Source organism: Corynebacterium durum (assembly GCF_030408675.1).
GTDB classification, from domain to species: domain Bacteria; phylum Actinomycetota; class Actinomycetes; order Mycobacteriales; family Mycobacteriaceae; genus Corynebacterium; species Corynebacterium durum.
Genome location: NZ_CP047200.1, coordinates 81,180 through 103,860 on the forward strand (window position 1 = coordinate 81,180; position 22,681 = coordinate 103,860).

Consider the following 22,681-nt stretch of genomic DNA (forward strand, 5'->3'; position numbering starts at 1 on the left):
GAAGCGAAAAAGAAGCATCATCTTTTTCAATAACAGAAGCGCAATGCTTCCATGAAACGAAAGGACACCACCATGGCACACGTCGTTCACGAGGGCCACGATCACGAGCACGGCGAGGGCTGCGGCCACGTTGCTGTCCAGCACGGCGACCACGTCGACTACGCTCACGATGGCCACCTGCACCACAAGCACGAAGACCACTGGGACGAGTGCGTAAAGTCCGACGAGCACGTCGTTCACGAGGCTCATGATCACGAGCACGGCGAGGGCTGCGGCCACGTTGCTGTCCAGCACGGCGACCACGTCGACTACGTCCACGATGGCCACCTGCACCACAAGCACGAAGACCACTGGGACGAGTGCGTTTCTGCTTCCTAAGATCTCACGCGGACGCGCCTTCTGTTTGCCACGAACAGGGGGCGCGTTTGTTGTGTTTTAGGTTATTGTGACCTGCAATGATGCCCGTGAAGCTTGCCGTGGCGTCAACTGTGCAATGTCCTGAACAACGTTAGTGCAAGGGTTTGCATAAAATCTGCTTATGCTCAGGCTCCAAAAAGAGGCATTATGGTGCTTGAGCATAAGCAAACTTGACCAGGCCGACTACAGCGGCTTCAATGCCATGAATCCGCTCCACGGCTCCAGCATGTGACGCCCCAGTGGCCTGCTCTGATGCGACAGGTTCACCGCCGCAATTCCCTTATCCAAGGTGCGAATATATACGCCCGGCGCGGGATTCAACGGTCGTGGATGGGTCGGCAATCCCAGATCCCAGCGAGCTTCCTCTCGCCACGGCATGGCGTTGTATCCGTCGTGCGCCGTTGCAGATACCGCAACATCCGAGGTTGGCGCGAAAACCCAGGCAGCCGCCAACGCCAAAAGCAGGTTCGGATCACCAGGCTCGCCCGTACCCGGAGTGCGCGCCACGCTCACGCCAGGTGCTCGCAATGTTCGCATTTGCTGCCAGATCGCGCGGTAGTTAAGACGCGTCTCGGGTGAATTGTCCCAGCCCATCCAGCATTCCTCCACGCCACCGCCGTATCTGCTGTGCCGCAACCAGCGATCTTTTTCGCGCCGAGCTTCAGCAATATTGGGCACCAGCAGCTTATCGACGCCGCGTAATGCCTCCCCGGCTTTCCTCACCAGCTGGTCCAACGCCGCGTGGACGGTGGTGATTTCTTCCCCACCGTAGAGCGGGAAGTTAAGGTTGTAGTAATCGTCGTAGACATCATTGTCGGCGAAGACACCATCGAACGGGGTGTGCTCGAATCGTTTCACCACCGTCTTGACCCATCGTTCCTGGTACTCGGGCTTCCATACTTCCTGTTGGAAATGCCCCGGGTAGCCTGCCCATTCGATGCGGCGGCGGCTGGAATTAAGGGCAAAGGAACCTAGTTGTTCTGCCTGTCCTGGGGAAATACCGGAACTGTAGATCGGCCCTTTCTCATAGACCCGCACTGAGGATAAGCACTGGTAGGCCAGCACTATCACGTCGGAATCTAGTTCCTTGAGCGTTTCTGCAGCTTTGAGTTCCCAGGGCTGGATGATGGCCACCCGGAATTTTCCGGCGGCCTCTTGTATTTCCTCGTCAGTCAGGTCATGGCTGCCGTAGCGGATCCAGGCCAGGCGTGGGCGGTAACGCACTATTCTCCTTTAGGTCTCCCTATTTTTGTCTACGGAAATATCCTCCCATAAGCTGGCCGGTACGCACCGTTTCGGGGTTGCGCGTGGTACCCCAACCAAAGAGTTGGCTGCCCTTCGGACGGCGAAGGAAACCACCTTCGCGGATATCGTCTTCACCTCGCGCGAGGTCTGCATTCGGCAAGCTTGCGGGCGTGGAGGCGGCACCGAGGCGTCGATAAATGGCGTTGTAGCGGCTCATCACCACGGGCATGAGGAAGGTGCCTTGCAGGCGCACAAGGGCGTTCTCGTACCACTCGCGGTAGGCTTCGCCGGACCCCATGAGGGTTGCGATGCCTTTGGCCAAGCCTTCAGAATCGCCGGGTTCCACGAGGATGCCGCAGGGGCCGACTTCACCGCCGTCGAGGTCAGGCAGTGGGTCGCGCACAACCTGGTCCATGCCGCCAACGTTGGTGCCCACCACGGGCAGGCCGCAGGCCATGGATTCCAGCACCACGATTGGTTGACCTTCGTTGAAGCTGGCCAGGACGAGGGCGTCGTAATCGTGGATGACTTCGCGCACCTTCACCGTGCCGCGGAAGACCACGCGGTCGCTCACGCCGATTTTCTCTGCGTAGGCCACGCAGCGGCGGTAGTACTCGGGAATGTGGTCGGTGGGACCCAGCACGTCAACAGTGAAGTTGGTGTATCCCATGCGCACGAGGTGCGCGACCGAATCAATAAGTTCAATGATGCCTTTAATGGGCACCACGCGGGCGATGCAGGCGAAACGCCAATTTTGCTTCCGACCACTGACGATGTCGTCCAGTGCTTCACGACGGCGGAGGCGCCCATAGGAAAAATCGTCCCACTCCATGCCGTTAGGCAACACCTCGGATTTGCTCGGAATACCACCCAGGGCCTCTGCCTCTGTGATGGCCAGGGGATAGAGGTAGGTGATGTGGTCGGCTGATGGGTACAGCCAGGCACCCATTTCAACCCACCATCGTGTCCAGAAGTACTCCACCGTGTTCTTCGGGAGCTCCAGGTGGCTGGTGCGGGTAATGGGAAGGTCCATGCGGCGGTCCAGCAGAGTGTTCACCGTGTCACGCACATACAAGTTGTGTTCCGTGAGCAGGAAACTGCCGTTATGCTGCCGAGCACCACAGGCGGCAATGACGGAGGCGTAGCCGGTGGTGTGGGCGTGGTACACCTTCGCCGGGGGTTGTACGCGGTCCGTAATGGCGAACGCAAGGCTGAAAAAGTCACGGAGCTGCCAGAACAGCGTGCCCACAGACATGTCCTCGGCGTTGCCCACCATCTTGATGGACTGCTGCATCATGGCTTTGGTGGGGAACACCGGCCACAGCCGGTACGAACGGGTCAGGGGGTTGACGGCTTCATCGTACAAATCCCACAAAGGCTGCGGATTATCACGAGTAACCTGGTCAAGCGCGTACATGAGCTTCTTGGCCACTTCATTGGGGCTGTGGCCGTTAAGTTCTGCAGTGGAATCGAAAAGCTTCTGCAATGCCACGCTGGTTTCAGCCATGGAGAGGTAGATCATGTCCACCCACAGCACGTTGCCCGGCACGTCATAGAGGTATTCGGTGGGGGATTCGGAGTCCCACGCGATGTGGATGATGCCGAACGTCAGCTCAGGATTGTTCGTGATGATGTCGTGAACCACCGCCGACACACCCCCCTTAAGGAACGGGTAGGTTGATTCGGCGACGATGGCTACGTCCACTTCCTCCAACTCGAAATTTTCGTTGGGGCGGCGGGTTTTTACCATTTCGCGGCTTCCTTCCAGAACAACTCATATGGAGCATCAGCGAAAGCGCCACGGCAACTCCGCAATGCCAGGTAGGTCAGGACAATATCGACGATGATCAGCGAGAAGTACGCGGCCGGAATGGGTAGCGCAATCAAGCCGATGGTCACCACTGCGATGTGAATGGCGGACAGTATCTCCGCAGTGCGGTGCTGTTGTAGCTGGCTGAGCTCGAAAATCAGCAGCATCAACATGAGGAACACAATCGGAGCCAACACCAAGGCCAGTACTTCCGTGTTGTGGTCCATGCCCATGATGGCCGAAATGAGCATCATTCCCAGGCCCAGGCCACTGGCGATCAAGGTCGTAGAGGCCACGGATTGTTCCACGCTGCTGGAAATGCCTCCCGACTGGGTGGACAACTCATTACACGGAGCCTGATCGATCATGGCGCGGATACCCTCCATGGAGCGGGTGAGAATATCCAGCTGGGAGGCGAAGTACACGCCTTGAGCCAACACCATAGGAATCAAGGCAACATAGACCACGAAGATGTTGATTTCACCGGCGTAGATCAGTACCAACAGGAATTTATCTGCCCAGAGCACGCCACCGTACAGTGCACCACGCAGCAGTTCGCGGGTGATGCGGCTGGGATTAAGCGCACGTGGCTGGAACAACCCAATCAGGGCAGAGTTCAACAGGACCAGGTGGGGGAGCAGCGCAAACACCGGCGCCAAGAACCATAGTTGCGGCATCCAGAACATGAAGGCTGCATAGAACACCCAGGAAAAGAAGATGTAGCCGAAACGCTTGGTCTCTTGCGCCGGGATGATGGCCTGAGAGAACAACATGTTAGTGAACACGCCAACCATGAAAAAGCCGGTCTCGGAGACGCCCCAGCCTTTCACGGACAGCATGACCAGTGCAAAAAGACCCACCACCGGAATGGAGCACAGCAGCAACGGCGGCCACAGTTGGCAGAAGCTGCGGTAAAACAGTGCGGTGTCCCGGCGGTCCACGGTGGCTAGCGGCTCGTAGACGGGCATACTCACCGTGCTGGCAATCCAAGGGACGGTGACAGACACCGCCAACACCACCATGAGCTCGCGAGAATTACCAATGCTCTGTGAATTCAAGGTGCCGCTGATGAACGGGAACACGGACATCAACAGGATCGTCGGGGAGAGGTTGGTGAATAGTTGGAACAACCGTGCGTAGGACTGCCCTTGGTATACCGTCATGTAGACAGCTCCGCCAATGGTGATCGCGCACACAAACAACCCGATAACCGCCAAGAAGGCGGGAGGGTTGGGCGTCATCTCAATGTACGCCCAGGTGACCGGAATCAAAGCAGTGCAGATAGTTAGAACAACCCAACTGATCCAGTGGGGCTGCCCAGATCTAATAACTTTCTGCTGAAAATTATGCTCCGATCCAGGTGCTTGTGTAGTTGATGTCATAGTGCGCTCCGAGAGTCGCTCCAGGGGTGTGGAGCTGGGGAATAACAAGAGGTAAGTGTGATCAGGGTCAGACCGGTTGTCACGGTAATAATCCTATCGAACGCCGCGCGGACCACGAACCTTCCCGTGCGAAATATCAAAATTTGCGTAGCAATACATGAGTAAAATTTGAGAGCGTTTCGCGAGCAAAAGCCGTTGACCTGCGATGATCGAAAGTGTTCCTCTCACAGTCTAGTTTAAGGATAATTACACATTAAAATTATTTAATATTGTATGGGTAATCTTCTTGCTAGCGCGGGGGTGAAAAACACCCCCGAAAGTTGAAGAATTTCCTACTGAAGCAGGTGTGTGCGGCTCCTTCGCTGGCGTTGCCACCCTGCGTCGCATGGGCCTTGCGCACATGCCGTCACGTGAGAATACTGGGCCTATGACTCCTGCACCGTCGCCGCGCCCAGCTATCCATGGTGTTGATGTTGATCCCCATGGACGTTGTTGCCACTACCGGTCATCGGTGGACGTCATTGCGAACCGCTGCGCTACCTGTAATGCCTGGTGGGCTTGTTATCAGTGCCATGAGCAATGTACCGACCATCCGTTTGGCACTGTCTCTGTTGATGCGGATAACACCATTCTCTGTGGTGTGTGTGGAATCACAATGGGGTATGTGCTCTATGCAAGGACTCACTCATGTCCGCATTGTGGACACGGCTTCAATCCTGGTTGCGCTCTGCATAAAGAGCTGTATTTTCATACCTGATTTCTCTTCAAAAGTCAAGTTGATATAACATTTGCTATGGTTGAGATGTTATAAGAAAGCCCCGTTAGCGTGCGAAAACGCGCGCAGCGGGCCTCGTCCTGTCATTTGATTTACTATTTCTTAAGGAAATGACATCTCTGCTACTTGGTCAGCGCAGCACACGTTTGCCCAGCTTTAGTGCCGTCTTCAATGCAGAGGTATAGGTTTCCCGCGCAACCTCGCCAGGGCCTGACACTGGCATGACGCGCTGCGAGGAGACAGTGCGTGTTGTCGTGTACTTCAATAAGCCCTCGTCGCCGTGGCGACGCCCCACGCCCGATGCCTTCCAGCCACCCATCGGGGCGTCGATACTTCCCCAGGTGGCAGCGTAACCTTCGTTGATGTTGACTGTGCCCACCTCCAACTGCGAAGCAATCTCCCATGCAGTGTCGGGGTCGGCAAACACGCTGGCGTTCAGGCCATATTCAGAATCGTTAGCGCGTTGAATGGCCTCGCTGATGCTGTCGACTGTCTCCACGTACACCACCGGGCCGAACACCTCCTCGCGGTATAGCTTCGATCGTTTCGCCACGTTCGTCAGCACAGTGGGCGCATAGAAGGCTTCGCCGAGGTCCGGGAGGGCACGTCCGCCAGCAAGAACGGTGGCGCCACGAGTCACGGCATCGTTAACCATGTCCTCAACGCGCTCGCGGTGCTCGGCGGAAATGAGACTTCCCATGTCCACGTCCCACTCCGGGCCGGGACCAATCCGCATCGCCTCTATTGCTGCGACGAACCGTTCAAGGAACTCCTGCGCAATCGCCTCATGCACATAGATGCGTTCAATGGATACACACAGTTGCCCCGAGTTGGAAAAACACCCCGAAATAGCACCCTGAACAGCGCGTTCAATATCCGCGTCGTGGGCTACGATCATGGGATTCTTGCCGCCTAATTCCGCCGAATACCCGATCAGACGCTCACCCGCGATGCTGCCCAAGCGTCGCCCCGTCATCGTTGAACCCGTGAACATCAAATAGTCGCATCCCTCAGTGATCGCGCGTCCCACCACGCCGCCCGACCCCGACACCACATGGAACAGATCACGGGGAATGCCCGATTCGTACAACAGCTCAGCAATCTTCAATGCCGTCAGCGGAGTAAGCGAATCCGGCTTGAGCACCACACCATTGCCCGCCAGCAACGCCGGAATCGCATCGGAGGCCGTCAGTGTCAACGGGTAGTTCCACGGTGCGATAATCCCCACCACGCCATGCGGAACATGCTCCTCAACAGTGTGCGTGAGCACGGGTAATGCGCCCTTTTTGCGGCGAGTTCGCAGCATGCGCGGCGCGGCATACGCGTAATGACGCGCGGTGATTGCCACATCCAGCACTTCATCGAACGCACTTGCGCGGTTCTTGCCAGTCTCCGACTGAATCACATCCATGAGTTCCGACTGCCGCTCCAACACCATGTCATGTAGCCGCAACATCACCGCCTTCCGGTGCTGAAGCGACGTCGACACCCACTGTTTTTGGGCATCGCGTGCGGCAGCAAATGCTTTGCGGGTGAAATCGGCGGTGTGCGCGGGGACATCACCAACATGCTCGCCAGTGGCGGGGGAATAAACAGAAATGATGTCACTTGAACTCATACCCTTAAATCTATGGCATCTATTTTCGACTCTGGTGCTGCACAAAGTCTTGGGCGTGCCGTCATGCACTGTTTTTCCTGCAAAACCGATGCAGCAAACGCACACAGCATCGTTGCGACCACGATGCCGGTTCGACGCATTCAAGCCTGCGAACAGCAGAAACTCCGGCGGCATATACCCTGCGCGTATCGACACCGCGAACAACAATACAGGTGATAACAACACTGTTTCCTGCGCACTAACCAGCAATAATGACATAGCACACCAGCTGCGAACATGTTTTTCCCTATCCTGGAAACCATGACGTTCACTGAGCATAACAGCGCCGAAGCCGCAGTTGACGCCCTCATTACCATGTACGATGCGGTGGTTGAGTTGGCCGAGGAGGCGCTGGGCAGCGGGAACCACGAGCTTTACCGCGATGTCGTCTACCCAAAGCTCATTGTTGACGTGAAACAATGGCGGCCCATCGACCGCACCGAACCCTACGGGTATGTTGACCATGCGGGGCGGTACTCGGCGGTGCTCAGCAGGCCGCGAATGATGCGCGCCTACCTCATGGACATGCTCACCCGGCTGGTCACCAACTACCCCTGTGACATCTACACCTGCTACAGCGACATTCAGATCCCGCCCGTGTTCATTGACGGACTGGAAAACACCCCGCAAAATATTGGTGGCATTGGGGGAGAGACGGGAGGTGGCTCGGGGGACTCGGCAATTCCACAGCCCAGCCTAGACTTCGTTGACGACGGCATTGTCGACAGCGCCTGGGACGCCTTTCACAGTGACGAACTGCCGCTTTTCCACTTCGCGCCGCACCGCTTCGATGTGGCCTGCAAACGCATCGAACACTACACCGGCATCCCCGCCGACGGCGTGCAACAATTCATCCTGTTCACCAACTACGCCATGCACACCACAGAATTCGTGAAGTACGGACTGGCCGAACTGGTGAAAGGCGACACCCGCTACACGCATATGCTGCTGCCCAATGGCGAAAAAGTTACTGCCAACAACGCTGCAACCTGCGAGTATAACTTAGATAGCCGCTACCAAATGCCGCGCTACGATCTCTGTACAACCGACGGAGATGGCATCACGATCATCAACATTGGCGTCGGTCCATCCAACGCCAAAACCATCACCGACTGCCTTGCCGTCCTCCGCCCCGAATGCTGGGCGATGATCGGACACTGTGCCGGGCTTGATGGGCGCATGCGCATCGGCGACCTCATCCTCGGCAACGCCTACCAGCGCCGTGATCACATTCTCGACGACCGCATCGGGGTCAACATCCCCATCCCGGCAGTTCCGGAAGTGCAACGCGCCCTCGAAGCCAGCGTTCACGCAGTCTACGGGGAATCCCAAGACCTCATGCGTACTGGTACCGTCCTCTCCACCGACGACCGCAACTGGGAATGGCACACACCCCATGATCTGTGGCGCATCCTCCGCGGCTCCACCGCTGTGGCCGTTGACATGGAAAGCGCCGCGCTGGCCACTAATGGTTACCGCTACCGCATCCCCTACGGGACACTGCTGGCGGTGTCTGACCTGCCACTCCACAACGTACCGAAACTCCCCGCCGCCGCCCAAGCCTTCTACTCCAACTCCAAAGAAGCCCACCTCATGTGCGCCGTTCGCGCAATGGAAACGCTGGCCGCGAACCCCGAGAAACTGCACACCCGCAAGCTTCGGCGCACCATTGGGGAAGTGCCGTTTAGGTAGCTTATCGACGCCCCGGTTAATCCACGCCGTCTCCGAAAGTAGCTGTGTCTAGTGGTGGACGGCGTGGGCGCAGCATGGAACCCAACACGATGGCGGCTGCCAGTGCAAAGACCCCGCCTGCGATGAGAACAGCGACGTGGAACCCCGTAAGAAAACTGCCCGAGGTAATGAATGCCCCCAGTGCCGCAACGCCAAAAACGCTACCGATTTGCCGCGCGGTATTAATAACACCACCGGCAACTCCGACATGTGCTGGTGGCGACGCATTGACGGCTGCCGAGGTTGCCGCTGGCATAGCGAACGCCATGCCAAATCCCGCGCAAAATGTGAGGACTGCAACCACTGGATAGGGGGTCTCTGGCGATACAAACATAAGACTTGAAAAGCCGCCCGCGCCCACAAGCAGTCCAGCCAACATCGCTGGGTATGTGCCGTATGCGGCAGCACATCGTCCGCCCAGAGGCGAGGCGATGATGGCCGAGGTGGCTTGCGGCGCTAAGGCCAAGCCTGCCAGCCATGGCGACCAGCCAAGGAAATCTTGAAAATACAGCGACAGAATAAAGAGTTGTCCGAAAAAGCTGAAGTTAAGGCAAAAGCCGACGAACAACGCGATTCTGAATCTTCTTTCCTTAAAGAGCGCCAGTGGAAGCATGGGGTCGGGCGTTGCTGATTCAATGATGAAGAAACATAAGACCAGCATTATTCCGCCGATGAGCCAGGCGATATACAAGGAGTTCCATCCACGTTCTCCCCATGTGATGACAAGATAAGTGATCGCGGATAGGCCGAGGATTGAGGTGACCTGTCCCCACAGATCGAAGCGCTTATTGTTATCAGGTTGTCGAGAGGGCACATAACCGATAATCAGCACGATAAGGACGGCGATGATGGGTATGTTGATCCAAAACGCTGCATTCCAATTTATCGCTGAAACAAGCATGCCCCCTAAAATGGGGCCAAGTGCTGCTGCAATTCCTCCAGCAGCGCCCCACAAACCGATTATCTTCGTGCGTTTTATATGGTCAGAGTACATTTCTGCAATCAAAACAAGCGAGCTCGGAACGACCATTGCTGCCCCAATGCCTTGAAAAGCTCGAAAAATAATCAGTGCGCACATGGATGTGGACAGTGCGCAGGAAAAGGAAAAGATCGCGAATGTGATCAGTCCTGCGCAGTAGATGTATCGAGTCCCCAGGCGATCGCAAGCGGTGCCTGATGTTAGAAGAAGCGCAGCGAATAAAAGCGTATAGGAATCAACCACCCACTGTAGAGACGAGGTTGTGCCACCAAGGTCCTTGCCGATGTAGGGAAGCGACACGTTGACAATGGTCGTGTCGAGCATAACTACGAAGAAACCGCATAATACTGTGCACAGTGCTATGCGCTCATTAAGGTGTCGCATGATTGCCTTACGTGATAACTGTAAGCTGTGGTCGAGGGGTACGAATGTGACCATAGAACCGTTTTGGTTCGATGTGGGGCGAACAAAGTGGTCGCTAGAGTGGTTGTTAATGAATACGCGTTATTTTCCCGAGGCAGTTCCGGATGTTTCTGTCCTCTGCGATGTGCTATCCGACCAGTCGCGTGCAGCAATGTGCGCAGCGCTTATGAGTGGCACTGCCTGGACTGTTGGCGAACTTGGGCATTATGCAGGCGTATCGCGATCCACGGCAACGGAACACGTGAATAAGCTGGTTAAGGTCGATATTGCGCATGACATTCGGCAGGGGTGCCATCGTTATGTCACGCTTGCTGGCAGCCATGTTGCGGAAGTGATCGAGGCTCTTGGTGTATTGTCGTCAGATCTACTGCCAACACCTCAAAGCCTGAATGCACATCGAACTACTAAGGCTTTAGCGGATGCACGTACCTGCTATTCCCATCTCGCTGGAAGACTTGGGGTTCGTCTTTGCACCCATTTCATTGAGCAGGGGTTCATTGCGCCGGATTGGGCAGTCACTACTGACGGCGTGAACTTCTTCCATTCCTTGGGAATCGATGGTTCCAGACAGCTTATGGCGAAGGCCTGTCTCGACTGTACAGAGCGTCGGTTTCATGTCGGTGGTGCGCTGGGCAAGCACGTGTGTCAGCAATTCTTTGCTCGCCAGTGGATAACACGGGTAAAGGGAACTCGCGCTGTAAAGCTCACACCGGCGGGTACCACGATGCTGAACGATCTGAACATAGACCTCGATTAGCCCCATTCACCTGCGTTTTTTCGAGACTGTGGGGTCCCCAGGAATCCAGAAACGCCAATGGGGTTCGGTGTTTTTGCTGATACCGATGCGCGGCCCGGTCATGTAGTCCACGGGTTCATCGGGGCTGACTAAAAGAAAACCAGCCTCCGCATCAGTTGGGTCCTGCGAGATGGGGGAGTGGTTGTGTTCGATGAGCAATCCGAGTGCTTTCCCGAGGTTGCCTGGACCTTGGGCGAGTCGGGAGTGCGGGTGGACGTCGCCACGCCTGGCCTGCGCGACGTCGCTACCAGCAACAATGGCACCTGCTCGCAGAAGCACTCCGCCTGCGGTGCCGTCGGGCCAGCACACAATGTTGCCTGCTTTGTGGATGCCATAGGAGTTGTAAACGTAGAGGCATCCGGGAGGTCCGAACATAGCGGCGTTGCGGGCGGTTTTGCCTCGATAAGCGTGGGAGGCTTCATCATTCGCACCGAGGTAAGCTTCTACCTCCGTAATACGGAGGCTGACCTCGCCGATGGTGAGCACGCACCCGAGTAGTTGTGGGGCGACAACGTCGGGGGCATCGGCGAAGTTGATCATGTGGCGAGTGTACTGGACAACCCGGTGTCGTGGATGGAGCGTGTAGGATAGTGGCAATTTGATCAACCTATGGAGGTTTCTATGTCGTTAACTGTTGCAGAGGCGATTGCATCCCGGCGGGCCACACGCAAATTTGAGGATAAGGACATTCCGGCTGACGTGCTGGATCGCGTCGTGTCTCATGCTCTGGAGGCACCGAGTTCTTTCAATCTCCAGCTTCGTGATCTCGTGGTGATTCGTGATCCAGAGGTAAAGCAGGCGTTGTTTGAAGCATCTGGTCAACGGCAGTTTATCGACGCCCCGGTGGTGCTGGTCACCGTTGCTCGTGCGGAAACCTTCCCTAAGGATGCGGAAGAGATTCTAGGGGCAGAGCGTAAGGCTGTGGTTGCGCAGTGGCGGGATCCAAAAACTCCGGCTGAACTGCGTGAGGCTGGTATGAAGGACGCGATGCTTGTTGCTGGGTTTGCGTTGCTTGCCGCGCAGGCTGAGGGCTTGGCTACCAGCCCGACAACGGGGTGGGATGAAGAAAAGGTGAAAGAGGCTATTGGTCTGGGTGGTCGTGATGACCGTGCTATTGGGCTTGTCACTGCTGTGGGGTATCCGGCTGAGTTTCCTGCGCACCCAGGTCGTGCTGCCGATAGGCTCGTGATCGACCGGTACTGATCACACACTGGATTATGATTGCAGCAGGGTAATGCTTCATTTAGCCTTGGTGCTATGACTGCGTATCTTTTCGATCTGTATGGTGTCCTGCTGAAAGTCCAAGAGGAGGGGGCGCTGCGCGACATCGAACGAGTGGTGGGGGCAGGTCCAGAGATATGGGAAACATATTGGGAGTTCCGCTACGACTTGGACGCGGGTCTTCTCACTGAGCAGGAGTACTGGGAGAAGTTCCGCACTGCTCTTGACCTGCCGCCGTTTGATGTGGATGCTGCGATCGAGGTGGATTATCGCGGTTGGTTGGCACCTGATGAAGAGATGGTTTCCTACGTAACTGAGATGATCAACCAGGGGGAACGCGTGGGCTTGCTGTCGAATATTCCGCATGGTCTGGCGCGACGTGTGCGGAAGCAACATGCGTGGTTGGATAAGTTTAATGCGGTGACCATGTCCTGTGATCTGGGAGTGGCTAAGCCGCACCCGGAGGCTTTTAAGGCGGCGTTGCAGAACTTAGGTTCCACACCCGAAGATACGGTGTTTTTTGACGATAACCCCGACAATGTCGCTGCTGCCCGTGCGCTGGGGATCACTGGCGTGGTGTTCCGCAACATTGATGATGTGAAGGATGAAGTGGAGAGGAATTCCTAGTATGAGTATGCAGCCGCTGATTCTGCCGTTTAAGGGCGCTGTGCCGAGGATCCATGAGTCGGCGTGGATCGCCCCGAACGCCACCATCATTGGTGACGTGGTGATTGGCCCCGATTCCAGCGTGTTTTATGGGTGCGTGTTGCGTGGTGATGTGGGCCCGATCCGCATCGGTGCGCGCACTAATATTCAGGATAATTCGACCGTTCATGTGGATGGGGATGCGCCCTGCACGATTGGCGACGATGTGACAGTTGGCCACATGGCCCTGCTGCACGGGACCACTGTGCATGATGGCACGTTGGTGGGCATGAAGGCAGCGTTGTTGTCGCATTCGGTGGTGGGGGCGGGGTCGCTCATTGCCGCTGGCGCGATTGTGCTGGAGCACCAGGAGATTCCGGCAAAGTCCCTGGCCGCAGGTGTTCCCGCGAAGGTTCGCCGAGAGTTGAGCGACGAACAATCCGCTGCGTTCATTCCCCATGCCGCACGCTATGTTGTGACGGCCAGCACGCAGGCGGGTATCGACGCCGCGCTCACCCTCGACGAGGTGCGTTTCAGCTAGCCTGCTTCCGGCTAGCTTGCCACCGGGTGCGCGATGCACCGATCGAGGGCGATCGCCCGTGCTGCGGAGCGCATTTCCAGTTCACGCTCGGGGATGAGCCGCAGTTCGATGGTGTCTTTCCCGCTGGTCGAGAGTTTTTGTCCCACATGGGAGCGGAGGTCTTGGTCACGCACAAAGCTGGCACCGGCAAGGATGATGCGCTGGATGTTGGCTTCGTGCACCACGGGAGTCGCGGCGTCGATAAGCGCCTGAACCGTGGTTGGTTGCGTGCTTTTGATGGGGGCGGCCACGCCATCAACAATGGTGGCGGCGCTGAAGGTGTCGTCGGCAACCAGGACGAGCGTGGGTGGCACGGGTCCGGTGGGGGCGGAGAAAAGTTCCGCTGCGGCAAGTGAGGTGGCGATGTCCGCGACGCTGACGGGTGCACCGAATTCCGTGAGGAGTTTTTCGGTGCAGTTGATGGTGCCCCAGCCGGGCAGTGGCATGGTGACGGTGCCTTGGTCGTCAACGGTGCCGATGGTGGAAATGCCTATGTTGGCGATGGGCAGTCCCAGCGAAGATCCAGTGAGATGGATTGAGGTACTAATGTGCTCCCATAGTTTTTCCGGCGTGGTTCGTGAAAGCGTATAGGGCACTTGACGGTGCCGTACTGTGCGACCTTTGGTGTCAAAATAACCGACGAAATATTCGTGAGCAAAAATACTAACTCCGACGTGAAGTCGTGGTGAAGGGGCTAGTTCCACAGGTACGCGCGGCCGGCCCGGGCCGGACGAAAAGATGAGATCGGGGCGCTCCTGGACCAGCTGTGCCTGAATAAGTGCTGTGACCGCCCTTGTCACCGTGGGCTGAGAGAATCCTGTACGTGTTACAAGTTCATTACGGGTGGTTAATCCGTGGTGTCGTAGGTAATGCAAGCATGCGGCAGCCGGTGTTTCGGGCAGTATGAAGTACGGTGTTGCTGGGGTTGTTGCCAGGGTGCGCATGAAAAAAAGTCTATAAAACATAGACTAGGCCGTCTAGGAAAAACTTAAATTTCCCAGTCTGTGAGATAAGTTCAATAGACCGGATGGTCTATTTTTAGGTCATTGAAAAATTCTATACCAGAGGAAGACAATACCTATATTAACAGTTAATGTGGAGGTCATGCCGCATTCCCCACACTGTATTGCCTTCTACTGCGGATCTGCAAACGGGCATAATCTGACTTACAAATCTGCTATCTCTGAAATTGTTGAACAATTAGCCGTGAGAAACATTTCCGTCGTTTATGGCGGCGGAAACATCGGTTTGATGGGTGTGCTTGGTGACGCCGCGACAGCACATGGGCTCCACATCACCGGCATCATCCCCCGCAGCCTCGTCGACCGTGAAATTGCTCATCCTGGCCTCACTGAGCTGGAAGTGGTGGACACCATGGCCCAGCGCAAAACCCGAATGGAGCAACTCGCCGACACCTACATAGCCCTTCCTGGTGGAGTGGGGACCCTGGAAGAACTCAGTGAAGTACTCACCCTCCAACAGCTGGGTGAGATTACCGGGCCGATTGTGCTCTACAACATTGACGGTTTCTGGACCCCCTTCGTGTACACCCTCCAGTGCATGTGCGACGCGGGATTTATCAACCCAAAGTACATTGCTACCCTCATTGTGGTGGATAACCCTGATGATCTTTTCGCCGCGTTGGAACGGTGGCACGCGCCCGGTGGGAAATGGGGAGACTGATATACACCGTTTTTCTGGCTGCTGTGCTGCGTGAGGGGTTCCGGCCGCTATTTCTACTGTGGTTTCCCTGAGCGTTTCCCATCGCGGCATCCTGTTACACGGGTAGCATGTCTCATTGTGACTGAACAGCGAACCCCCTCAAAGCTCGACCACGCCTGTGACACATACGTGCATAACCTGGCGAAACTTTCACCTCTCTCCGCCACCGCCTGGGGCATCCACGGCCGTGACGGCGATATAGAAAACTTCTCACCTGAGTATTATGATTCCCTCGCCGTTGAAGCCCGTACCCTGCTCGCTACAGTGATGGAAGAGGAGGCTGCGGGCGACAACACCCTCGACGACGTGGACAAGGTTACCGCCGCAGTGCTGAAAGACCGCCTAGGGGTGGAACTAGCCAAACACGAACGTGGCGAAAACTACCGCGACCTCAATAACATCGCCTCACCCATCCAATCCATCCGCGACACCCTCAACCTCACTCCCAAACGACATATGCAAAGCCGCCTTGCAGCAGTGCCCGCAGCGCTAGAGGGGTACAAGGAATCCCTTACCCTCGCAGCATCCCAGGGAAACGTCGCGGCGATCCGCCAGATCAACGAAGTGATCACACAATGTATTGACCTGGCCAAAGACGGCTCGATGCTGGAGCGACTGGGTGTCGGCAGGCACGCGCAGGAAGTCCCACAAGCACGGGCCGCATTCGGGGAATTCGCGGACTGGCTGAAACAAGAACTCGCACCCCAAGCCCCCACCGACGATGCTGTGGGGCGGGAACGCTACGAGTTGTTTTCCCACGAGTTCGTTGGTGCCCGCGTGGACCTTGATGAAGCCTACGACTGGGGACTAGAACGCCTGAAGGACATCACCGCCGAACAGGAACGCATCGCTACCGAACTCTACGGCAGCGACGTCGGGGTGAAAGAAGCCATGGAACGCCTCAACAAAGAGGAGCGCTACCAACTCCACGGCACCGACGCCCTCAAAGAATGGATGCAAGGCATCGCAGATAAAGCCATCAGTGATCTAAATGGCACGCACTTTGATATTCCCGAACCCGTCAGGACCATCGAATGCCTCATTGACCCCGCAGGAACTGGCGGCATTTTCTACACCCCGCCCACCGACGACTTCTCCCGGCCAGGACGAATGTGGTGGTCCGTTCCTGCAGGTGAAGAAGTATTTTACACCTGGCAGGAACTCACCACCGTCTACCACGAAGGCGCGCCGGGACACCACCTGCAGTTGGGGCTGGCGCTGACCGAGCGCGACAAGCTCAACCTGTGGCGTCGCGTGGCCTGCTGGAACTCCGGGCATGGTGAAGGGTGGGCTCTGTACGCCGAACAACTCATGGCCGAGCTGGGGTACCTGGAAGACCCCGGTTTCCGCATGGGGCTTCTCGACGCCCAGCGTTTCCGTGCCGCCCGTGTCGCTCTTGACATCGGCGTGCACTTGGGCAAGAAAACCCCCGATGGACAGGGTGTATGGGACGCCGACTATGCCGGTGAATTCCTGCGCTCGCACACCGCCATGGCCGACGCGAACCTACGTTTTGAACTAAACCGTTATCTCGGCTGGCCCGGGCAGGCGCCCTCGTATGCACTGGGGCAACGCCTCTGGCAAGAGTTGCGTTCCGATGCAACCGAGGCCGGGTTATCCGCTGTGGAATTCCACGCAAAGGCGTTGGCGCAGGGATCCATTCCCATGGAGATTCTCCGGGACGTCGTGATGGGATGACCGCGCATGCCTCGTTAAAGCCGCTTCGGTAGGGTCGGGGGCATGAAACGAACCATCATCCTCACCGGAGCCAGCGACGGCATCGGGGCCGCCGCAGCGAAACGGCTGGCCACGGACAATAACACGTTGATCCTGGTCGGCCGCAACCCAGAGAAAATACGCGCGGTGGCCGACCCTCTAGGTTGCACCTACCTCACCGCCGATTTCGGCGATCTAAGTCAGGTTCGTGACCTCGCGGCCCGCATCAAGGAGAAGGTGCCGCGTATCGACGTCCTGATTAACAACGCAGGCGGTATCTTCGGCGCTGTACGTGAAGAAACCGTGGACGGCTACGAGAAAACCTTCCAAGTTAACCATCTCAGCCCATTCTTGTTGACAAACCTGCTGCTTGATGAGCTTGCGGAAGGTGAAGGGGTGGTGGTGAACACGGCGTCGTTAGGTGCAAAACTGTTCTCCGAGCTTGATATGGACGACCTCAACCTACAGCATCACTACTCCTCAACCCGAGCGTACGGAAACTCCAAACTTGCCAACATTCTTTTTGCCAAGGAACTCAGCGTGCGATTCGCTGACCGCGGCATTTTCGGGGTGTCATACCATCCCGGTTCCATTGGCTCAAACATCGGCACAGGCACCACGGGTCTTGCGGCGCGGTTCTACAGCAGCCGACTACTCAAGCCCTTCCTGCGTTCCACCAACTATGGAGCAGACCGCATGGTGTACCTGGTTAACGGACGATTGGGTGTTGATTTCATTCCCGGTGGCTACTACCAGAATGATCGCCCGGCCAAAAGCGCGCCGCTTGCTGCCGACCCCAATGCAGCCAGCGAACTGTGGGAAAAATCCGCAGAGATGGTAGGGGTGTTGGTTTAGGCGCTGGTGCGTCGATAATCTCCCGGGTTGAAGCCCAGAACCTGCCGAAAATCCGCGTTGAGATGCGCATGGTCAGCGTAGCCCAGGTCCGCTGCTATCTGCGCGATGGTTGTGTGCGTGTCCTCACGTAGCCGCTGGGCTGCCTCCTGAAGGCGATACCTGCGGATCATTGCCACCGGCGAAACCCCCACATACCTTTTGGCCAGGCGTTGCACACTCCGCACCGACACATGAAGCTGCTCCGCGACCTGCTCCACCCGCACGATACCCCGGTCGCCAGCAATAATGTCCTCCATACGGTTAGCGAGCTGCCCGCCCTCATCAACGTCGGCGGCGCGTTCGCGCATCCATTGCGCATACGTATCGACGGCCGCGTCAGCATCATGTGGCATGGACGATACAACGCTGCGGTGGAGTGCGGGGGCGTCGATACGCAACGTGGTGCCGCACGTCATGCCGGGGTGAAGTGCGCCAGTACCCGCAGGTCTGAGCAGCGCGCCTATTGCCCAGCCGCTACCACGAAGCGTGCGTGTGGATAGCTTCGTGGTGGGGCCGTGCAGAGCTATCATTGATGGTTCAATGACCAGGTTTGTTGCGGGAAAAGGCAACACTTTTTGGGTTGAGACTTCACCTGGTGGGAGATTCCAGCGTGGTATCCAGAACCAGCGGATCATGTGCGTCAGATCAGCGGGGGCGGGGCGACGCTCAAAACGCGGTAGGTGATGCGGGTACAGAATTCCACGGCTATCGGAGAGGGCTGGCATGGCTGTCGTGAATCTTCAAGAATAGGGGTCGAGCGTGCTCATACGGTTATTGTATGGAAAAACACCATGGCGCGACAGGCGCGCATACCACCAACGGAATCCCGCACGGCTCAACCAGCCTGACACCATTTCTCACCATCCCACAGGCGAGGGAGGCCATTGCATTCTATGAATCAGTGTTCGGGGTTCGGATCGTGAGCATCGTTGAGGCAAACGGCACAGTGATGCATGCGGAACTGGACTTTGGGAAGGGAAAACTCCAGGTTGCCGACCCCAACCCCCAGTACCACACCGTGGCACCGCCTGCGGGCGAAGATTGCTGCTATTCTCTAGCGCTCTACTGCCCAGACGTGGACAATGTGGTCAACCGTGCTGTTGATCATGGTGCGACTATTCGCGAACCATTGACAACCTTTGTCTCGGGTGACCGGTACGCTTCCATGTGCGACCCCTTCGGCGTTCGGTGGACCATCCTCACCAGAGTGGAAGACCTCGGCGAAGAAGAAAGCGCGCGCCGCGTTAACGAATGGGCGGCGGAACAAGGATAGTTTTACAGTGTAGAGTGTAAAAATTTGCAGTGTGATTTACACTGTTGCAGTGTAAAAGTGCTGTTCGGGGGATTTTTGCACTCCACAGTGTAAAAAAGTTTGCAGTGTAGAGTGTAAATTTGTAGTCTTACAGTGTGGGTTGGTCCAAGGAAGAGGTGCTCCAGGTCATTGAGCACCTGCGTAGCAACCGTGGCGATAACGCTACTGTTGAAGTGAAAAAGGCAGCTGGGGGATTGCCGATAAACCTGCCAGAAACGCTGTGTGCTTTCGCCAACATGCCTGAAGGTGGAACGATCATCTTGGGTGTTGACGAGAAGGCGGACTTTGAACTGGTTGGCGTGCCCAATGCCGCAGAGATTGAAGCTGGGATTGTGAGCCAAGCGCGAAACCTTGTTCATCCGGCTCCCTGGGTGGACACAGAGACCGTGACCATTGACGATAAAAGCATTGTGGTGTGCTCGGTGGCCAATGTGTCTTTGATGCACAAGCCAGCACTGTACAAGGGGAAAGCGTACCTTCGCCAAGCTGATGGTGACTACGTGATGAACGACAGTGATCTTCGCATGCTTGAAGTGGCGAAGCTTGGGGCAAACGAACGAACGCACTACGATGAGGCGCCAGTTCCAGGGACATCTGTGGCTGACCTCGATGAGGATCTTCTACGAGAGTTTATTGTGAACTCCCGCAAGAGCAGTAGAAGGCTCGCGTGGGTACATGATGACACTGAACTTTTACGGCTGACAAGAATCATTACCAGTGATGGAGAGCTGACCCTTGCTGGTTTGTATGCGCTTGGCAACTATCCGCAAGGCCCGGAGCCAGGACTGCAGGTCACGGCTGCGGTGCGATTGCCTCGCGATGAATCACGGCAGCGAACACGTAATCTGACGCATTTCGATGGTCCATTACCAACGCTCCTACAGGATGCCATGGATTGGGTGGAACAAAATCTATCAACAGTGCGTGTTTACCTGGATAACGGGCACATGACTGATCTTGCTGAACTTCCGCTCAGCGCCATCCGTGAAATCATTGCCAACGCTCTTGTGCATCGAGACCTTGGCCCCAACACCCTGGGGGCTGGAAAGAGTGTTCAGATTCGGTTACTGCCCGATGCGTTGATTATCGATAGTCCCGGTGGCTTGCAGGGAGTATCGATTCGCCAACTTGAAAGTGCAGATATTACGCCAGTGGCAGTAAATCCCCGGTTGTACTACATTGCACGCCAGCTACGTACCCCTGAGGGGTATCCCATCATTGAAGGCGAAGGTAGCGGAATCCGTGAAGCTATAGAAAGCATGGACGACCGTAACCTGGGAAAACCCATTTTCACGGACAATGGGGTCCATTTCTCTGTGCGGCTTCTAAGGCATGGGAATGCTGTTATGGGGTTGGTGCCAGCTAGAGCTACAGAACCGCAACCAGTTATAGACGGCAACACAGAAACGGATGCTCAACTGGACAAATATGGTAAGAATGCCTCAGTTGTTTATCGGGTCATTGACCAGCGAGGAAGCATCAACCTGAACGACATAGTCGACGCTACGGCGCTGTCAAAAGGCCAAGTGCGGTATGCGCTGAAAGCCTTGTTGGACAATGGGCTGGTCACTATGGTTGGCACTCAAGGACGACGAGATACTGTCTACAAAGTTTCGCGTTGACGTGTCAGCTCATAAGCAGCCCACCATCCACCACATATGAACTGCCGGTTACGTAACTGGCATCATCGGACAGCAAGAACAATGCCACGGCGGCAGCTTCCTTGGCGTCTCCCACTCTCTTAAGCAACACGACGTCGGCAAGCTTCTCTTCAAATTGTGAACGAAGTTCATCAGGAAGTACGGAGCGCAAGTTGCTGGTAATCGGCCCCGGTACCAGGGTATTTACCCGAATATTGCGCGGTGCGAGTTCCGACGCCCAGCTGCGTGCCGCCGCGAGAATAGCGGCCTTGCTGGCGGAATACAGCGCAACTCCCGGCTGCCCCTCGTACACCGCGCTCGATGAGGTAACAAGTACCGACGCCCCGGTATTCAGGAAGGGAGAAAGCGCACCCATCTGCAGCATCGGTGCCACCACATTCACCTGAAACATGTCCTCGATTGTTGCTTTATCTGTCTCCTCCAGCGGTGCGCCAACAGCATAAGCGGCATTCAGCCACAAACCGTCAAGCGAACCCACTTTCTCTACCACGGGGATGAGGCGTTCCAGTGTTTTCCCGTCCGACACGTTGTCTAACACGGCAATCGCATTATCACCCAGCTCAGCAGCCGCAGCCTGAAGACGTTCTTCGGTACGGCCAGTGATAATGACCCGCGCACCTTCCTCAACGAGGCGTCGCGCCCCGGCCAAACCAATTCCGCTGCTACTGCCAGTGATAAGGATGGTCTTATTCTCAAAACGTTGCATGATTTTCCCCTCTGTCTCGCCTGTCGGAAACGCGTCCACCCTACATGTGTTTGTTGCGGAGTGTACACTGCGGCTATCGAGACGAAATGAGGACAAGGACGGAATTTCGACAATGAAGCGCGCTGATATCCACTACGCGAATATTCCTCCCAGCTGGGATGCTGTGAAGTTTACAACTATGCTGCTTTCGGCAACTCCTAGATGGCTGCACATCCTCATGCACCTGCGAGACCGTGTAGTCTCAACAGTAGGTTTTGCGCCACAGCCAAAACCTAATCCCCCGAATCTTAGCGTTCAAGTCGGATCAGCTGCTGGCCCATTCACCTTTTACGAGGTTTCCCCTGAAGCGGTAATTGGTGGGAACAACGATAAGCACATCTCATATACCGTCAGGTTTGTCGTTGAATCGTCTCCTAGCAGTACGCATGGTGGAGTAGAGACGCAAGCACGGTCCTATTCGACCTTGGGATCTGCGTATCTGACTGCTATATGGCCGTTTCATAAGCTTGTGGTGCATCGCCTTTTGCAAAACGTTCAGGTCTAGGCTGTTGTAGTGGTATGGATAATTTTCGTATTCCTCCCGCCGCTATTGCCCTCGGCGCTGCTATCGTGCAGCTATCGTTTGGTCGAAAAGCCAAAGGTACGTTGCTGTCACGGGGTGCGGCACTCAGTCTGGCCTCGGCATCCACACTCATGGGTGCCTCTGCAGTGGCCAAGTTCAGGGCTGAAACTACAACCGTGGACCCCATGAATGTTTCCGCAGCGGCAACTGTTGTGCAGTCTGGTCCATTTCGCCTGACCAGAAACCCCATGTACGTCGGAACGGCTGGAATGCTGTTTGCACATGCTTTGTGGAGAAAATCGCTGCTTGCTGTTGTGCCCGCCATGATGTATATCGCCATGATTGATCGATTTCAGATTCCCGCAGAGGAAGCGGTGTTGAAAGAGAAGTTCGGGGCAACATATGAGGATTACGCTCGACGGGTACCCCGGTGGGTATTAAGGTAAC

23 protein-coding genes are annotated in these 22,681 nt (G+C 56.3%); 14 read left to right on the top strand and 9 right to left on the bottom strand.

The window, feature by feature from the left end:
* Positions 1-72: 72 nt before the first annotated feature.
* Positions 73-378: a hypothetical protein gene (locus tag CDUR_RS00295; protein WP_233452965.1), complete on the top strand. Its 306-nt coding sequence runs from the start codon at positions 73-75 to the stop codon at positions 376-378.
* Between the two features lie 222 nt (positions 379-600).
* Here the strand turns inward: CDUR_RS00295 and CDUR_RS00300 are convergent, their stop codons facing one another.
* The 4 genes from CDUR_RS00300 to CDUR_RS00320 all read right to left on the bottom strand — a co-directional run bounded on the left by CDUR_RS00300 (position 601) and on the right by CDUR_RS00320 (position 7,247).
* Positions 601-1,641, bottom strand: a complete 1,041-nt coding sequence (locus CDUR_RS00300; protein ID WP_179418548.1) for a putative glycoside hydrolase — start codon at positions 1,639-1,641, stop codon at positions 601-603.
* A gap of 19 nt (positions 1,642-1,660) precedes the next feature.
* Positions 1,661-3,412, bottom strand: coding sequence for a GT4 family glycosyltransferase PelF (pelF, locus tag CDUR_RS00305; protein ID WP_179418549.1), 1,752 nt, complete (start codon positions 3,410-3,412; stop codon positions 1,661-1,663).
* Positions 3,406-4,713, bottom strand: a complete 1,308-nt coding sequence (locus CDUR_RS00310; RefSeq protein WP_179418550.1) for a hypothetical protein — start codon at positions 4,711-4,713, stop codon at positions 3,406-3,408. Before CDUR_RS00310 ends, pelF begins: the two co-directional genes overlap by 7 nt.
* A gap of 1,046 nt (positions 4,714-5,759) precedes the next feature.
* Positions 5,760-7,247, bottom strand: a complete 1,488-nt coding sequence (locus CDUR_RS00320; protein WP_233452966.1) for a succinic semialdehyde dehydrogenase — start codon at positions 7,245-7,247, stop codon at positions 5,760-5,762.
* Between the two features lie 12 nt (positions 7,248-7,259).
* On the opposite strand from CDUR_RS00320, the gene CDUR_RS00325 reads away from it, so the two are divergent.
* Together CDUR_RS00325 and amn are read left to right on the top strand one after the other, a co-directional pair.
* Positions 7,260-7,463: a hypothetical protein gene (locus CDUR_RS00325; RefSeq protein WP_179417163.1), complete on the top strand. Its 204-nt coding sequence runs from the start codon at positions 7,260-7,262 to the stop codon at positions 7,461-7,463.
* A gap of 84 nt (positions 7,464-7,547) precedes the next feature.
* Positions 7,548-8,978 carry an AMP nucleosidase gene (amn, locus tag CDUR_RS00330; protein ID WP_179418552.1) on the top strand — a complete coding sequence of 477 codons (1,431 nt, stop codon included), beginning with the start codon at positions 7,548-7,550 and terminating at the stop codon, positions 8,976-8,978.
* Between the two features lie 16 nt (positions 8,979-8,994).
* On the opposite strand, the gene CDUR_RS00335 is transcribed toward amn, so the two are convergent.
* Positions 8,995-10,380: an MFS transporter gene (locus CDUR_RS00335; protein WP_179418553.1), complete on the bottom strand. Its 1,386-nt coding sequence runs from the start codon at positions 10,378-10,380 to the stop codon at positions 8,995-8,997.
* A gap of 46 nt (positions 10,381-10,426) precedes the next feature.
* Between CDUR_RS00335 and CDUR_RS00340 the strand changes: the two genes are divergently transcribed.
* Entirely contained in the window at positions 10,427-11,176 is a 750-nt protein-coding gene (locus tag CDUR_RS00340; protein ID WP_290208004.1) for an ArsR/SmtB family transcription factor, read from the top strand.
* Positions 11,177-11,182: 6 nt separating this feature from the next.
* Here CDUR_RS00340 and CDUR_RS00345 read toward each other — a convergent pair whose 3' ends face one another.
* Positions 11,183-11,755 carry a DNA-3-methyladenine glycosylase gene (locus CDUR_RS00345; RefSeq protein WP_179418555.1) on the bottom strand — a complete coding sequence of 191 codons (573 nt, stop codon included), beginning with the start codon at positions 11,753-11,755 and terminating at the stop codon, positions 11,183-11,185.
* 81 nt (positions 11,756-11,836) lie between these two features.
* Between CDUR_RS00345 and CDUR_RS00350 the strand changes: the two genes are divergently transcribed.
* From CDUR_RS00350 to CDUR_RS00360, 3 genes are read left to right on the top strand one after another with little or no spacing between them, the layout of a single operon-like run.
* On the top strand, positions 11,837-12,418 hold the full coding sequence (locus CDUR_RS00350; RefSeq protein ID WP_179418556.1) for a nitroreductase family protein: 582 nt from the start codon (positions 11,837-11,839) through the stop codon (positions 12,416-12,418).
* Positions 12,419-12,472: 54 nt separating this feature from the next.
* A complete protein-coding gene (locus CDUR_RS00355; protein ID WP_179418557.1) occupies positions 12,473-13,063 on the top strand; it encodes an HAD family hydrolase in 591 nt (196 codons plus the stop codon).
* 1 nt (position 13,064) lies between these two features.
* Positions 13,065-13,622, top strand: coding sequence for a gamma carbonic anhydrase family protein (locus tag CDUR_RS00360; RefSeq protein ID WP_179418558.1), 558 nt, complete (start codon positions 13,065-13,067; stop codon positions 13,620-13,622).
* A gap of 11 nt (positions 13,623-13,633) precedes the next feature.
* On the opposite strand, the gene CDUR_RS00365 is transcribed toward CDUR_RS00360, so the two are convergent.
* The gene (locus tag CDUR_RS00365) at positions 13,634-14,605 is read right to left on the bottom strand and encodes an ROK family transcriptional regulator (RefSeq protein WP_179418559.1); all 972 of its coding nucleotides are present in this window, start codon (positions 14,603-14,605) and stop codon (positions 13,634-13,636) included.
* A 160-nt stretch (positions 14,606-14,765) separates the two neighbouring features.
* On the opposite strand from CDUR_RS00365, the gene CDUR_RS00370 reads away from it, so the two are divergent.
* The 3 genes from CDUR_RS00370 to CDUR_RS00380 all read left to right on the top strand — a co-directional run bounded on the left by CDUR_RS00370 (position 14,766) and on the right by CDUR_RS00380 (position 17,954).
* On the top strand, positions 14,766-15,344 hold the full coding sequence (locus CDUR_RS00370; RefSeq protein WP_179418560.1) for an LOG family protein: 579 nt from the start codon (positions 14,766-14,768) through the stop codon (positions 15,342-15,344).
* Between the two features lie 117 nt (positions 15,345-15,461).
* Positions 15,462-17,081: a DUF885 domain-containing protein gene (locus CDUR_RS00375; protein ID WP_290208005.1), complete on the top strand. Its 1,620-nt coding sequence runs from the start codon at positions 15,462-15,464 to the stop codon at positions 17,079-17,081.
* Positions 17,082-17,123: 42 nt separating this feature from the next.
* The gene (locus CDUR_RS00380; RefSeq protein ID WP_179418561.1) at positions 17,124-17,954 is read left to right on the top strand and encodes an SDR family NAD(P)-dependent oxidoreductase; all 831 of its coding nucleotides are present in this window, start codon (positions 17,124-17,126) and stop codon (positions 17,952-17,954) included.
* Here the strand turns inward: CDUR_RS00380 and CDUR_RS00385 are convergent.
* Positions 17,951-18,718: a helix-turn-helix transcriptional regulator gene (locus CDUR_RS00385; RefSeq protein WP_040358252.1), complete on the bottom strand. Its 768-nt coding sequence runs from the start codon at positions 18,716-18,718 to the stop codon at positions 17,951-17,953. The two genes, CDUR_RS00380 and CDUR_RS00385, sit on opposite strands and share 4 nt — an antisense overlap.
* Before the next feature lie 53 nt (positions 18,719-18,771).
* On the opposite strand from CDUR_RS00385, the gene CDUR_RS00390 reads away from it, so the two are divergent.
* Together CDUR_RS00390 and CDUR_RS00395 are read left to right on the top strand one after the other, a co-directional pair.
* Complete coding sequence (locus CDUR_RS00390; protein ID WP_179418562.1) at positions 18,772-19,266, top strand: VOC family protein; 495 nt, start codon at positions 18,772-18,774, stop codon at positions 19,264-19,266.
* A 134-nt stretch (positions 19,267-19,400) separates the two neighbouring features.
* Positions 19,401-20,927 (top strand): ATP-binding protein, encoded by a 1,527-nt coding sequence (locus CDUR_RS00395; protein ID WP_179418563.1) that lies wholly within the window; start codon positions 19,401-19,403, stop codon positions 20,925-20,927.
* A 4-nt stretch (positions 20,928-20,931) separates the two neighbouring features.
* Here the strand turns inward: CDUR_RS00395 and CDUR_RS00400 are convergent, their stop codons facing one another.
* On the bottom strand, positions 20,932-21,672 hold the full coding sequence (locus CDUR_RS00400) for an SDR family NAD(P)-dependent oxidoreductase (protein ID WP_179418564.1): 741 nt from the start codon (positions 21,670-21,672) through the stop codon (positions 20,932-20,934).
* A 112-nt stretch (positions 21,673-21,784) separates the two neighbouring features.
* Between CDUR_RS00400 and CDUR_RS12915 the strand changes: the two genes are divergently transcribed.
* Together CDUR_RS12915 and CDUR_RS00405 are read left to right on the top strand one after the other, a co-directional pair.
* Positions 21,785-22,216 (top strand): DUF2867 domain-containing protein, encoded by a 432-nt coding sequence (locus tag CDUR_RS12915; RefSeq protein WP_179418565.1) that lies wholly within the window; start codon positions 21,785-21,787, stop codon positions 22,214-22,216.
* A 14-nt stretch (positions 22,217-22,230) separates the two neighbouring features.
* A complete protein-coding gene (locus CDUR_RS00405) occupies positions 22,231-22,680 on the top strand; it encodes a methyltransferase family protein (RefSeq protein ID WP_060995922.1) in 450 nt (149 codons plus the stop codon).
* The last annotated feature ends 1 nt before the right edge of the window (position 22,681 follow it).